Consider the following 15,123-nt stretch of genomic DNA (forward strand, 5'->3'; position numbering starts at 1 on the left):
TTCTGAAAAAGCGGTGCTTCGTTTACTTGTGGTGCATTTATTAAAGCATCAAATTGATTCTGCTAAAAAGCAGAATAAAAACAATGATTTTTGTAACAAACACAATTATTTACTGTCCAATGAGAAAGTGCTTTTATAAATAGCTGACCATCTAAAATCAATCCATGTTCATTTATCTTAGAGTTTTAAAGGAGAGTTTCTTTTTTGCCATAAATGCATTGCGCACTAATTTGTTGCGTACTTTCCTCTCCTTACTAGGAGTTACCATTGGCATTTTTTCCATCATAGGAGTTCTGGCTGCCATTGATTCTTTAGAAAAAGAAGTTACCGATGGGCTTAACGAGCTAGATGTTTCTACCATTTATATACTGAATAGATCCTTTGGCCCTACCGAATTAGATCCATACGAGTACGAGAACTTTCCTAATGTTTCATATGATGAATATCAGATGCTGCAGCGCAGTATGGAAGATATAGACGCCATTACCTACACCGTATTTGCGACACCAGAGAATATTAAATTTGAAGGTAAAACCGCAACTGGAGTAAGTATCATTCCTGGAACTGAATCTTTTTATGACATAGATAATGTTAAATTAACGGAAGGTCGTTTCTTTAATGGATCAGAATCTAATAGCGGGAGTCCAGTGGTTGTCATAGGTAGTGAGGTAGCTTCAAGTCTTTTTGGCACTACTGACCCCTTAGGCAAACGCGTTAGATTATACGGTAACAAATTCACCATCATTGGAGTTTTAGAAAAAGTAGGTCAAGGATTAGGTTTTGGACCTTCAAAGGATGGAAGCGCTTATGTGCCCGTCAACTTTGTTCGTAAAATATATGGTGATAATAATAAGACTAGAATAGCTGCTATTATTCTTAAACCTAAAAAAGGAGTCGATCCAGATGAGTTCACAGCAACTTTTGAACAAAAATTACGGGCTTATAGAGGTTTAAAACCAGATCAGATCAACAACTTTTTTATACAGCCCTTAAAAGGCCTTACTGATTTAATTGACCAAGTGACTTCTGTATTAAAAATTATAGGAGTTATCATTTCTGGCTTTTCCATGCTGGTAGGTGGTTTTGGAATTGCAAACATTATGTTTGTGAGCGTCAAAGAACGAACTAACTTGATTGGAATTCAAAAATCCTTAGGAGCCAAAAGACGTTTTATCCTTTCTCAATTTTTATTTGAGTCCATTATTTTAGCACTTTTTGGAGGACTCTTTGGCCTTCTATTTGTCTGGCTGGGCACATTGATAGCGAACACAGCAACAGATGACTTTACTTTTATCTTGTCCTCCTCAAATATTATTCTAGGAACTAGTGTGAGTGCTGCAATAGGTCTTATCGCTGGAATTGCGCCAGCTATTATCGCTTCGAGATTAGATCCTGTTGAGGCGATTAGAACTGGTATGTAATAGCTTCTTAGAAAAATCATTACTTTGAAATCGATTTAACCCTATCGTTAAGTTTTTATAGTACGAAACTATTATATGCAGGTCAAGTGAGCACCTCTAACCAAATCACGAGTATATCATTTATACCTTCAAAAACTTCATTATCAAGATACCCATAGCTTACCGATAGGCATTCCTCTCAATTGATATAAAAGCATACAAGTAAAAAATCTGAGCTTTATATCTTGCAGGGATAGCATTAAAATGTATCTGTGATTTTTTATTTGAAGGAAGTCTTTTTACATCACCAAACAAAATAAGTAAATACTGAAATAATTATCATAAGGTTGGAAGTGTCCAGTTCTTCTGGTTCCTGTAGGACTTGGCTATAAATTTATATATATATGTACCGTTGCTGTTCTCCTACTACTGTCAACGCCTAGAACTCATGTCATTTTTTTATTTTTTTTAAGTTGATGTTTCCGCACGTGCCAAATGCCCGATATAAAAATCCCTAGTACAAAATTCCCTATAAATCTTATCTGGTATGCCTAATAAAAGCTGGGTACTAGTATTAGTTTTTCTAGAACACACACTTACATTTTAATTTAAATTTCCTGTTCATTTTCAAATAACTAAAAGGCTATCTTTGCAAAAAATTAGAATACGATGGGCAGAGATAACGAAGGATCTAAAAGTAAAGGAAGCGGCCGCCGTGATGGCAAAAGCGCAGGTGCTTCAAAAAATAATGACCGACGTAAAGAAGGATCATCTGACTTTAAAGGGAAGCCTTCTGCTAAGAAGAGCGACTCTGATCAACGTCCTACTACTCGTGGCGGTAAAAATCAGGTGGTAGGAACATCCCGTTCTGGAAAACCCGTCACTAAAAAAGAATACATAGACCGTAAGAAGACCGAAAGCTTTTCTAAGAGGAAAACTGATAAAACCGGTACCAGACTAAACAAATATATTGCAAATTCGGGACTATGTAGTCGTCGGGATGCTGACATCTATATCAAAGCAGGTAGCGTTAGAGTAAATGGAAAACCTGTTATAGAAATGGGGTATCAAGTAATGCCGGGAGATGAAGTGCGCTTTGATGATAGACCCATACAAGCCACTAAGAAAGAATATTTTATTCTTAACAAGCCTAAAGGATTTAATTCCCCTCGGAAAGGAGAAGGTTCTACAAGAACCGTTCTTGACCTTATGGAAAACGCAAGTCCTAACAGCCTGCATTTTGTGGGACGATTAGGAAGATCTTCCTTAGGGATCATGCTGTTTACAAGCGACCTTGAACTGTCTAATAAGCTCAATAATCCTAAACAAAAACTACGCAAGATCTACCAAGTGGCCCTAGATCGAAGCTTTAAACACGAAGATTTAATGAGATTGCGTAACGGTATCTCGTTGGATCGTGAAGAAATAGAAATTAAAGAGATCAACTACGTAGAAAATGGTAAGAATAACGAGATAGGTATTGAAATCCACAGCGGTAAGGATAACATCGTGCAACGTATTTTTGAATCTGTAGGATATGAAATAAAAGTCCTTGATCGCGTAGTGCTAGGTGGTCTGACTAAGAAAGATTTGCCTCGTGGTCATTTCCGCAGACTCACTGATCAAGAGGTCATTAACCTCAAGATGATTCAATAAACAATTAACTTTCTGTTAACTTCTTCTGTTCTAAATTTAACTGCTGCTAGAATCATCTAACAGAGCTTTTTTTAACCATCAGTTTACGACATTGAATACAAAATACATCGATCTCATCGATCAAACTTATTTTTTTCCGACGGAAGAATTTGAGCTTAACGATGCACAATTACAATTTCACGGTATCGATCTTATGGCGCTTGTAGAGCAGTATGGATCTCCTTTAAAATTCACTTATTTACCAAAGATTTCGGACAATATCAATCGCGCAAAAGGTTGGTTTTCTTCTGCTTTCGCGAAAGCAGACTACAAAGCAAACTATCATTACTGCTATTGTACAAAAAGTTCGCACTTCAAGCATGTCCTAGACGAGGCTTTAACCAATGATATTCATATCGAAACGTCTAGTGCTTTTGACATTCATATAGTCAACAAGTTAAAGGAAGAAGGCAAAATCCGAAAGGAAACCTATGTGATATGTAATGGTTTTAAGCGCGACCTTTACATACAAAATATTGCAGCCTTGATTGATTCAGGGCAGAATTGCATTCCGATTATAGATAACTATGAAGAGTTGACATTGTTGACTAATGCGACCCGTAAAAAGTTCCATGCTGGAATACGCATTGCAAGTGAAGAAGAGCCTAAATTCGAATTTTACACCAGTAGATTAGGAATAGGCTATAAAAATATCTTGAATTTCTACAAAAGCCAAATTGAAACTAACGATCAAGTTCAACTCAAGATGTTGCACTTTTTTATCAACACGGGCATTAGAGACAATGCTTATTACTGGAATGAACTTCATAAGTGCCTGAAGGTTTATGTAAGTCTTAAAAAAATATGCCCGTCTCTAGATAGTCTCAATATAGGCGGTGGTTTTCCTATAAAGAACTCTTTAGTTTTTGATTTTGATTATGAATACATCATCCATGAAATTGTGGCTCAAATTAAACAGGTTTGTGATGATGCTAAAGTCGATGTACCAAATCTTTTTACAGAATTTGGTTCTTTTACTGTAGGAGAAAGCGGTGGTGCTATCTACAAGATATTGTATCAAAAACAGCAAAACGATCGTGAAAAATGGAACATGATCAACAGCTCCTTTATCACAACACTACCAGATTCTTGGGCTATTAACAAGCGTTTTATCATGTTGCCATTGAACCGTTGGAATGAAGAGTACGAACGAGTGCTTTTAGGCGGCCTCACATGTGACAGTGATGATTATTACAATAGCGAGCAAAATATTAATGCTATATACTTACCTAAATATAATAAAGACAAACCACTGTATATAGGCTTTTTTAATACAGGAGCCTATCAAGAAAGCATAGGAGGTTATGGTGGTATTCAGCACTGTTTAATACCCGCACCCAAGCACGTATTGATAGACCGCGATGAAGACGGCAGCATCACCACTAGGGTATTTAAAAAACAACAAACTAGTGAGCAAATGCTGGGAATTTTAGGGTATTAGTAATGAGTATGTGGCATTAGGGATGCGGTAAATTTATCAGGGCCTTTTTTAAGCGCTACGCGTAGCCTACCGGAATGTATAGCCTTTGAGAAAAGAAATCATAACGAGGAAGCTGAGTACTGAGGATCTCGAAGTCCGGTTTGTGGAATTGAAATCGAACTTGAAATGATTCCTTTGATGTACGGGCAATAACAGTTAGAATCACTTTTAAACCCATTCCCTCAAAAGGAATACATGTAAAGTGTATCACTATTGATCATTTAAAACTTTTGCTTCCGCACCCCTGAGGGTTGTAGAAACAAAGCAGAACTAAATCCGTTACCTATACTTAAAGAAAAAGGTTCTTTAAGGAGATTTGAAAATGGAATGGAAATTTAAGTAAAATTGTTCCCTTTGAAGCCTTGCACTTTTCCAGTGTAGCGATCAGTTTCCACAGGGAAAAAAGGGATGTGGAAGAGGCGTGTTTCACACTGCGCATTGATATAATTAGTACTTTTAAGCAAATTTTTAACAAATTAGCATGACCAATTCAAACTATGCAGGAATCCCAGATGAATATGCTGGCTTAGAAAATGCATCTATTGTTTTAATTCCTGTTCCTTATGATGGAACAAGCACCTGGCAAAAAGGTGCTGATAGAGGCCCGAGCGCGTTTTTAGACGCAAGTCGGAATATGGAATTATACGATATCGAGACGGACTCTGAAATATACCATCACGGTATCCATCTAGCCCCCTCAATTACTGAAAACAGCTCTCCTGAAAAGATGGTAAAAGCAGTTCATGCAGCGACAAAGAAGTTTATCAAAAAAAATAAATTTGTAACACTTTTTGGAGGAGAACATTCCATCTCTATAGGAAGCATCCGCGCATTTTCTGAGATGTATGAAAATCTAAGCGTCTTACAAATAGACGCTCATGCCGACTTAAGGAAAGAATATGGCGGCAGTACTTGCAACCATGCTTGTGCCGTTTACGAAGCAAGTCAGAATGCCAACCTCATTCAAGTAGGAATACGTTCCATGGACAGCATAGAAGTAGGCGTTAACGATGAGGAGAAAGTGTTTTATGCTCACGAAATGATAACGGACGACTACTGGCTAGAAAAAGCAACCGAAGCCCTTACCGAAAATGTGTTTATCACCATTGATTTAGATGCTTTTGACCCTTCAATTTGTCCGTCCACTGGAACCCCAGAACCCGGAGGTTTACTGTGGTATGAAACCTTAGAATTTTTAAAAATGGTGTTTGCAGAGAAAAATGTAGTTGGATTTGATATCGTAGAATTATGTCCTAATCCAGCAGAGAAATCGTCTGATTTTCTTGCGGCAAAGTTGTACTATAAAATGTTGAGTTATAAATTTAAACACATCGCGCTAGAAGGAGAAAGTGGCTATGATGCTGATAAATCTTTTGCTAGAGTGGGATTGAAAAAAATGAAAGATACAGCTAATTAATCCTGAAAAAATAACATGGAAAAACCGATAACAGCATTTCTAGAAAAATACTTTCTTCATTTTAACAGTGCGGCACTTGTTGATGCTGCAAAAGGTTATGAAGACCAATTAAATCAAGGATCAAAAATGCTCGTTTCTCTAGCTGGAGCGATGAGTACCGCAGAGATTGGTAAGATTTTTGGCGAGATGATACGTCGAGATAAAGTGCATATAATTTCCTGTACAGGCGCAAATCTAGAGGAAGATTTAATGAACTTAGTAGCCCACAGTCATTATAAGAGAGTTCCTAATTATCGAGATTTAACGCCACAAGACGAGTGGGATCTACTAGAAAAGGGACTCAATCGAGTGACAGATACCTGTATTCCGGAAGAAGAAGCTTTTAGGAGATTGCAAGAACACATCGTTAAGATTTGGAAAGATGCAGAGGATAAGGGAGAGCGCTATTTCCCTCATGAATACATGTACAAGCTTTTATTAAGCGGCGTTCTAGAGCAATACTATGAAATCCCGATTGAGAACTCCTGGATGTTTGCGGCTGCCAAAGCTAATTTACCCATCGTAGTTCCAGGATGGGAAGACAGTACCCTGGGTAATATTTTTGCCAGTTATGTATTAAAAGGGGAATTAAAAGCAAGTACTGTAAAAAGTGGTATTGAATACATGACCTTTCTAGCTGACTGGTACACCAACAATTCTCAAAAGGGAATAGGCTTTTTTCAAATAGGTGGTGGCATCGCAGGAGATTTTCCTATTTGTGTGGTTCCTATGCTCACACAAGATATGGAACGCACAGACACACCATTCTGGAGCTACTTCTGTCAGATATCTGACTCTACGACTAGTTATGGAAGTTACTCTGGGGCAGTGCCAAACGAGAAGATTACCTGGGGGAAATTAGATCAAGACACGCCTAAATTCATTGTGGAAAGCGACGCTACTATTGTAGCTCCATTAATTTTTGCATATTTGTTAGAAATGTAACCTATGAAAAGCGTCCTTATCGTTAGTGCTATTTTATTCAACTCCTTAGTTTACAGTCAGTATTCTTGGACACCAGCAGTTGTGTCATTAAAAAACGGAAGTGTTCTTACAGGAGAAGCAAAAATACCTCAGGTAGGTGCCTCTTTCAATTTTGGCGGTACAGAAAAGCTAAATTTTCGTACAGAAAAAAAAGCCAAAAAGAAAAAATTCAAAATTCAAGAAGTAGATCACATCTTATTTACAGTGACTTTTAAGGAACGAGTGAATGGCAAGCGAATTGAAAAAACAGAGATTGAAACATATGTACCAGTATTGATAAAGAAAAGAAATACGTCAACTCTTTTAAGTTTTATGCAAGAAGTAGTTCAAGGTAAAGTGAGTCTTTATGGCCGCACAGTTACTCAAAATAGCGGGGCATGGATGCCTGGTGCTGGAGGCGTTAATGCTATTCCTGTTTTTATAGGCGACTGGTCACAACACAATCAATTATGGGTATGCCGTGAAGGAAAAGAAGCAGAACTTATCAATCATGTCAGTCTATTTAAAGGTTTTAAAAAACGAGCATCTGAATATTTCGGTGATTGCCCTAGCCTAGTAAACAAGATAGAAGGAAGAGCTCTTAAAAAATCAGACTTAAAAGAGATCGTGGAGTTTTTCAATTCCAATTGTGGTGGTTAAAATTTAATGGTGTTTCCGCTTTCGCGAAAGCGAAACAAAAATAAAAGCCTAGAAGCCAATTTAAACATAGCAGTTCACATACATTTCGTTTGGTTCTTTTCCATATACCAGCTTTGCTCCCTACAGACGCCGTCATCATTAAATAATGCCGAAACTATGGCTATTGTAATCTTAAACTGAACAGCATATAATTCAAACTTTCAATAGAATATTTAGGAAATAATTTAGTGTGAGTTGACCTCTAAATCTCGATTTACAGAAATTTTAAACAGTAGAAATTAATCATGAAAACAGGTTTTAATTATAACCTGCTTATCTAAAAACAGAGAGAAAAGGCACTATGAGCGACCTAAACAGAAGTAAGATTGAGAATTTGAATCTGGAGTTTTTACAGCTCAAAGATTACGAAGAGTTAAAACATGCCATGATTGATTCTTACAACAACTTACCCGATTCCTACTGGAGAGAAGAGCAAATTAAAACACTTTGCGAGAAATTCCCTGAAGGTCAAGTCGTTCTTAAAGTGAATGAAGAAATCGTAGCTTGCGCTCTTTCTATAGTTGTCAAGTATGAGGATTTTAGTGGCCAGTACACGTATGAAGAAGTCACTGGTAATTACAAATTCACAACTCATGATAATGATGGTGACGTACTTTATGGAATTGAAGTTTTTATAAAACCGCAGTACCGTGGGATGCGACTGGGACGTCGACTGTATGATTACCGGAAGGAGCTTTGTGAGAATTTGAATTTAAGAGGTATTGCTTTTGGAGGTCGTATTCCTAATTACCACAATCATGCAAAAGACTTGACTCCTAAACAATACATTGAAAAAGTACGCAATAAAGAAATCACAGATTCGGTGTTGAACTTCCAATTATCTAATGATTTTCATGTTTCTCGTGTTCTTAAAAATTATTTAGATGGCGATAAAGCCTCTATGGAATTTGCTGTACTTCTGGAATGGGATAATATTTATTATACAAAACCTATCACAGAGACCGTTGCTCTCAAAAGCACGGTGCGATTAGGTATTGTTCAATGGCAAATGCGTCCTTACTCTGGTTTTGAAGAATTGATGCAACAAGTAGAATATTTTGTAGACAGCCTTGCCGCTTATAGAGCAGACTTTGCTCTATTTCCAGAGTATTTTAACGCACCTCTTATGGCCGCTTACAATGATTTGAGTGTAAGTCAGGCGATACGAGAACTTGCTAAGTACACGGCAATGATTAGAGAACGCTTTTCTGAACTTTCTATCAAATACAATATCAATATTATTACTGGTTCTATGCCGGAAATTATTGACGGCCAACTCTACAACATAGGAAACCTATGTCGCAGAGATGGAACTATAGAAGGCTATGAAAAAATACATGTTACTCCAGACGAGCAAAAAATATGGGGACTTCAAGGTGGAAAAAAGATACAGACCTTTGACACAGATTGTGGTAAAATAGGAATCTTAATTTGTTATGACAGTGAGTTTCCTGAGTTGAGCCGTATCATGGCAAAAGACGGTATGCAAATCCTTTTTGTTCCTTTCTTAACCGACACTCAAAATGCTTTTGCCAGAGTAAAACTATGTTGTCAAGCTCGTGCTGTAGAAAATGAATGTTATGTAGCGATTGCTGGTAGCGTAGGCAATCTTCCAGCGGTAGAAAACATGGATATTTCTTATGCTCAAAGCGCTGTATTCACCCCATGTGATTTTGCCTTTCCCTCCAATGGTATCAAAGCTGAAGCTACTGCAAACACAGAGATGATTCTAGTGGCAGACGTGAATTTAGATCTTCTAAAAGAGCTACATAGCCACGGAGCTGTGAAAAACCTTAAAGACCGCAGAACTGATCTTTATGAAGTGATTAAGAAAAAACAAGAGTTATAAGGGTTTCAAAAGGGCTTCTACTGTCATTTAGAAACCTTTTTATTTAATCATAGGTATGATGCTAGGGTAAGTTATTTGTTTGCCTCTGCGGTTTGCTATGGCAAAAATTATGGAGAGAATAACGTTGATTATAGACATTACTAACGGTAATACAACAATAATAGCCATTGTGCCAAACCCTAAAAAGCCAGAGTGAAAAAACAGAATAATGGTAAAAATTGTTACAGCATAAGTTAGAATGGTCCACCATATTTGAAAATTCAATAGTTTTGCACCCATTGAATGTAATCCTATTATTTTATCTTTTTTCGTGAGCCATAATATCAATGGTAGAACAATATTACCTACTACAAAGAAAACACCAAGAATAACTGATAAATGAAAAAACATCAGGAACTGCTGGTCTTCTTTTTTACCATAATCAAGCAGCTCTTCAATAGGAACTTCTAGTGTTTCACAAATAAGCTGTAGCGTTTTACCACGAGCTTCGTTTTCATTATTCTCGATACGTTGTATCGTGCGCAAACTAACTTGAGATTGTGTAGCGAGTTCTTCTTGAGAAAAGCCCTTATTAAGACGTATCTCTTTTATTTTGGTTCCTACTGATTGCATCTTTTTTGTTTGAAAATTATTAAGGCAAAGCTAGTGACGAATACAAAGCTGATACATCTATACGACTGGACTTATTTACGTCACTCTTATGACATCTATGTCAACAATCTTATTAATAAATAGTTACATTTTAATTTTTAAAGCTTTACGCGCATTAAAACCTATTACTTCCCACAGAAATACCGCACTGACTATTACATATTCTAATCCTACCAGCCATAAATCCTCTGTATAATCATTATTTGAATAGGCATTATAACTTAAGAATATAAAGAAACTCCATACCAGCATAAATCGATACCTAGTAAAAACAGAAAACAATAACGGAATGGTTATATACCAAGGGTGAACCGTAGTCGAAAACATCAAATAGGTGAAAAAAGAAAAAACAATACTGCTCATTAAAACGTCTGGGATTTCGTTTTTACGGAATAGCGCTATTAAAACAACAGACAAGAAAGTAATTACAGGTAATATTTTACCAGCTGTTTCAATGACATTATATCCTGTATATTCTAAGCCTATGGCTCTGATAAGGTAGAAAACACTTGCGTTAAATTCAAAATTACCAAACCATAACCCTACCGAACTGGAATATTTATCTATCAAATCACTGCTATAGAATGGTATAAAACCCATAAGAACTGCAATGGCTACAACAGCGTAAAATACGATAGCTCTCTTTACCTTCAACCTTCTGATAAGCAAAGGCAATACGATAACTGGCACTAACTTTAAAAGAACTCCGCTAGCTAAAAAAAAGCTACTTATCACTCGTTGTGACTTCCCTAAAAAATAAACAGACAGCAATACAAAAAATGCCATTATACCCTCAAAATGAAGGTTTCCTGTAAGCTCAATAATCACAAACGGATTCAGAAAATAGAGAAGTATTAAGTAGGGAGACCTTCCCAACATTTTCAAAAATTTTACACCATAGAAAAACACCCCTATATCTGCTAAAATAATAAATACGCGCATCCATACTATAGTTGCTGTAATGCTTTTACCACCTAAAAAAGCAGCAGCAGCAAAAAACAACTGATGGAACGGTGGATAATTGGTATAATGACCACTGGAAAGTTCTCCCATATTTGCATGCAACAAGGCTGCATTAGGAATGTAAGACGCCCCACTTTTCATGATTTCATCTGGCAGATATAGGTATGGGTTGTAGCCGTTTAACAACTGGTTTCCATCCCATATAAACCTGAAAAAATCTTGTGAAAGATTAGGTATATAAGAAAGTAGCACCAACCTAAACACCAATCCGGCAGCTAGGATAAAGAGCAACACATCAGAGCTTAAAAAACGACCACTCCATTTAATGGGCAGGAGTCTATAGCTGGTTATAAATGCTTTTGCGCTGATCTTATAAAATGCAACTAAGCAAAGAAAAAGGCCACTATATACTAAGAATGTTTCGTTAAATTGCTTTCGCGAAAGCGAGAAGAATACAGCGTATAAAACAACACTAATACTACTGACAATACCGAGAATATTTCCCAGCTTATTTTTCATTATTGCTTATCTGTAATGCTGCGTATAAAGACAAAACCAAAGCCAATAAACAGCATCAGGTGAAACGGAAACAACCCAAAATCGGGTTCAGATCCCACAATAAAAGCAGAGTACATTCCAAATGCAAAATACAGCATGAGAATACCTTCTACGATCACGTGTGGACTTACTTTTTTAAGGATGTATTTATTTGTTTTCCAATTGCCTCCTACTGCTTTGAGGTTAAACTTAGGTGTTCTGACAAACTCACTACGCTTACCAACATGACCCTCTAAAACCGCTATAGAATTATGAAAGGAAAAGCCCATAGCGATGGAAAAGAAGGTAAAAAACATTCCTATATAACTTATGAAATTTTTAAAACCACCACCGTATGTTTTCTTATACATATACCAGTAGCATATAAAAAAGATGAGGGTACTAATTACGAAAAAGCTCATGACAATAAAGTACTCTCTCAAATGTCCATATTCGTTTTTGATGTACAACATAGGAATACTTAATACCCCTACTATAAGAACATTAAGGAACATGGTGCTATTCAATAAATGTAAAATACCGTGCATTTTTGACTTAATGGACATCTCTGACGAAATGACTCTCCTAAACATTTTCCTGAAATTCTCTGCACCACCTTTATTCCAGCGGAACTGCTGAGAACGCGCAGCACTTATTATTATCGGAAGCTCTGCTGGTGTGGTTACATCTTCCAAATATTTAAACTTCCACTTCTTGAGCTGTGCTCTATAACTTAGATCAAGATCTTCTGTTAAGGTATCCCCTTCCCAATTACCTGCGTCGTAAATAGTCTCCTTGCGCCATACTCCTGCTGTTCCATTAAAGTTGATAAAGTGACCTTTAGAGTTGCGCCCTACTTGTTCCAGTGTAAAATGAGCGTCTAAAGCAAAAGCTTGTATTTGTGTAAGTATGGAATAATCCCTATTAAGGTGTGCCCATCTAGTTTGCACTACTCCTATCTCTGGATCTTTAAAATAAGGAATGGTCTTATACAACCAATCAGCCTCTGGAAGGAAATCTGCATCAAAAATGGCAATCAACTCACCTTTTGTAATTTCAAGACCTTCTTTGAGTGCTCCAGCCTTATATCCACTGCGATCTGTTCTTGTAATATGAACGATATCTATACCTGTTGCTGCAAGACGTTGCACATGGGCCGCTGTTGTTTCTACAGTTTCATCCGTAGAGTCATCTAGGACCTGAATTTCTAATTTCCCTCTAGGATAATCTATTAAGACAATATTATCCAATAGCCTTTCCATTACATAAGCCTCATTAAAAACAGGCAATTGTATAGTAACATAAGGGACTTCTTCTGGATTAGTTAGATCTAATTGAGGAGAATCATCGACTAATTTTTGCGCCTTAATATAATTGAACAAAAGATTGAGCTGCGCAAAAGCATAGAACAAAATCAATATAAGCGATATGGAATAAACCACTATGCAAATCCACACTAAAATCATTTCTTAAAACCGTATTTAAAAATCCACGTTAAAATTTTAACACCTGCAAATATAGCTCCTTTAACCGTACCAGAAACCTTTGAAACTCCAATTCTATTGCGGTATTTCATCATCACTTCTTTATACGTAAAACCTTTCCTCAGGACCTTAAGTTGCATTTCTACTGTCCATCCATAGGTGCGATCTTCCATCTCTAATTCTAGAAGCTTATCATACTTTATGGCTCTGAACGGGCCTAAATCAGTAAATCTAGAATTAAAAGAGAACCTCATTAAAGTCGTCGCTAGCCAGTTTCCAAAAATTTGAGGAATAGTCATCGAACCTACTTCCCTGAGATCTTTGACTCTTGCTCCGATAACAAAATCTATATCCTCCTTTATTATGGGCGCTACTAATTCTGTTAGCTGCTCTGGGTAATCACTATAATCTCCATCTAGAAATACTATAATATCAGTAGCTTCTCCTAAAGCCGCCACGTATTCCATTCCTTTGAGACAAGCATTCCCATATCCAGGAATAGGCTCTTCCACAACCGTAGCACCAGAATTACGTGCATTTATTACCGTATCATCATTGGAATTATTGCTACATACAATTATCTCCGTAACTACAGACGGAATAGCTCCAATTACCAGTGGTATAGAGGCTGCCTCATTGTAAGCAGGAATGATGACTCTTATGATAGGTTTTTTACTCAGGACAGGGGTTTTGAAAAGGATGGCAATTTAAGGATTATCAATGGGTATACACGCAAAAATAAACAGATCTATTTTGTTGACTCCTATAAGAAAATTGCCCTAATGAATAGTTCTAAATTTATAAAACTGTTGTTTTGTACCTTCATATAAATCTGAGTATACGCTACAACTTTAGAGAAACATAACCTTTTTTGCAACTGGAACGTTTACCCCTATTGTTTGTAGTAATTTTTAACTAGCTAGGAACTATTTGAAATAGCGCTATTATGGTAATCTACCTCTGTTTTTGCTAGGTACCCTTTTGACCAATTCAAGTACCTATAAATTTCTGCTTTTGGAATAAAACAAAGATCAGAACATTACTTTACCTAGTACGCATTAAAAACCTTCATTTTCATTAGGATCTTTACCGCCAAATTTGGATATCTTAAAAGTGCAACTTAGCATAAAGTATTGCTGCAATACAAGACTACTAGTGTCTGAAACAAAATCATCTGTGATTAAACGTCGGGTGTCAATGATCTGATTTAAGATATCATAGGCCTTGAGTTTTACAGTAGCTTTATCCTTAGCAAATTTATACCCGAGACTGCCTATTAAAACAAATGAATCATCATCAAAATCTCCAGAAATATTACCAAATTTATTGTATTCTCCTCGCATACCTAAAATAATATGTTTTGGCCAGGAAGTAGTAATATCTATAGCAACTCTTTGATTGACAAATTCTTGCTCTGTTATAGTTGCTATATCAAATTGAGTTCTATTTGCAGTAACTTCGTATTCTAGCTCTACATCGATGTAATCTTTTAAAGAGTATTCAAAAGTAAGCTCTGGGGAAATGCTATAGCTTTCTGACTGAAAAGCACTAGCATTTGTAAAGCCCTTATTAAGGGATAAATTACCGTCTATGCCGAAGTCAAAACCTATTTCTCTACCGTCTTTTTTCCATGTTTTAGAGAAGCTGGTATACAGGTATCCATTGTACACTCCATCGATGTTGGTATAGGTAGTCTTTCTTATCAAATCTACATCAGTAGTTGTGATGGCTGCAACACTATTATCTGTGTACGTGAAACCACCGCCAGAATAAAAACCAGATCCTTTTTCCCAATCATACCGGCTTAAATTGAAATAGACATTGTGTTGCTGGCTGGCATCGAGATCTGGATTCCCCACAACTATGTTTTGCGGATTTGTTCTATCTTCTACAGGCTGCAACTGTCTAACACTAGGAATATTGATGCTATTGCTATAATTTATATA

The 15,123-nt window shown here is 36.7% G+C and carries 12 protein-coding genes; 7 read left to right on the plus strand and 5 right to left on the minus strand.

The annotated features are described in order from the left end of the window. Window positions 1-164 precede the first annotated feature (164 nt). The 7 genes from ACJAT0_RS05695 (at window position 165) to ACJAT0_RS05725 (ending at window position 9,542) form a co-directional block, all read left to right on the plus strand. Complete coding sequence (locus ACJAT0_RS05695) at window positions 165-1,421, plus strand: ABC transporter permease (RefSeq protein ID WP_415180873.1); 1,257 nt, start codon at window positions 165-167, stop codon at window positions 1,419-1,421. Between the two features lie 648 nt (window positions 1,422-2,069). Next, entirely contained in the window at window positions 2,070-3,056 is a 987-nt protein-coding gene (locus ACJAT0_RS05700) for a pseudouridine synthase (RefSeq protein ID WP_374003873.1), read from the plus strand. A 91-nt stretch (window positions 3,057-3,147) separates the two neighbouring features. Continuing rightward, the gene (locus ACJAT0_RS05705; RefSeq protein ID WP_415180874.1) at window positions 3,148-4,536 is read left to right on the plus strand and encodes an arginine decarboxylase; all 1,389 of its coding nucleotides are present in this window, start codon (window positions 3,148-3,150) and stop codon (window positions 4,534-4,536) included. A 520-nt stretch (window positions 4,537-5,056) separates the two neighbouring features. Continuing rightward, the gene (gene speB, locus ACJAT0_RS05710) at window positions 5,057-5,992 is read left to right on the plus strand and encodes an agmatinase (RefSeq protein WP_415180875.1); all 936 of its coding nucleotides are present in this window, start codon (window positions 5,057-5,059) and stop codon (window positions 5,990-5,992) included. A gap of 15 nt (window positions 5,993-6,007) precedes the next feature. Further along, entirely contained in the window at window positions 6,008-6,976 is a 969-nt protein-coding gene (locus ACJAT0_RS05715) for a deoxyhypusine synthase family protein (RefSeq protein ID WP_415180876.1), read from the plus strand. Window positions 6,977-6,979: 3 nt separating this feature from the next. Further along, window positions 6,980-7,654, plus strand: a complete 675-nt coding sequence (locus tag ACJAT0_RS05720) for a hypothetical protein (RefSeq protein WP_415180877.1) — start codon at window positions 6,980-6,982, stop codon at window positions 7,652-7,654. A 340-nt stretch (window positions 7,655-7,994) separates the two neighbouring features. Then, complete coding sequence (locus ACJAT0_RS05725; RefSeq protein ID WP_415180878.1) at window positions 7,995-9,542, plus strand: bifunctional GNAT family N-acetyltransferase/carbon-nitrogen hydrolase family protein; 1,548 nt, start codon at window positions 7,995-7,997, stop codon at window positions 9,540-9,542. 39 nt (window positions 9,543-9,581) lie between these two features. On the opposite strand, the gene ACJAT0_RS05730 is transcribed toward ACJAT0_RS05725, so the two are convergent. The 5 genes from ACJAT0_RS05730 to ACJAT0_RS05750 form a co-directional block, all read right to left on the minus strand. Beyond that, complete coding sequence (locus ACJAT0_RS05730; protein WP_415180879.1) at window positions 9,582-10,154, minus strand: DUF4870 domain-containing protein; 573 nt, start codon at window positions 10,152-10,154, stop codon at window positions 9,582-9,584. A gap of 123 nt (window positions 10,155-10,277) precedes the next feature. Then, entirely contained in the window at window positions 10,278-11,675 is a 1,398-nt protein-coding gene (locus ACJAT0_RS05735) for a glycosyltransferase 87 family protein (RefSeq protein WP_415180880.1), read from the minus strand. Beyond that, entirely contained in the window at window positions 11,675-13,159 is a 1,485-nt protein-coding gene (locus ACJAT0_RS05740; protein WP_374003881.1) for a cellulose synthase family protein, read from the minus strand. Before ACJAT0_RS05740 ends, ACJAT0_RS05735 begins: the two co-directional genes overlap by 1 nt. Next, window positions 13,156-13,857: a glycosyltransferase family 2 protein gene (locus ACJAT0_RS05745; protein WP_415180883.1), complete on the minus strand. Its 702-nt coding sequence runs from the start codon at window positions 13,855-13,857 to the stop codon at window positions 13,156-13,158. The genes ACJAT0_RS05740 and ACJAT0_RS05745 overlap by 4 nt, the downstream gene beginning before the upstream one ends. Window positions 13,858-14,235: 378 nt before the next feature. Beyond that, on the minus strand, window positions 14,236-15,123 hold an 888-nt coding region (locus ACJAT0_RS05750; RefSeq protein ID WP_415180881.1), incomplete at its 5' end, for an outer membrane beta-barrel protein.

It is taken from the genome of Nonlabens sp., from assembly GCF_047636915.1.
Lineage (GTDB): Bacteria > Bacteroidota > Bacteroidia > Flavobacteriales > Flavobacteriaceae > Nonlabens.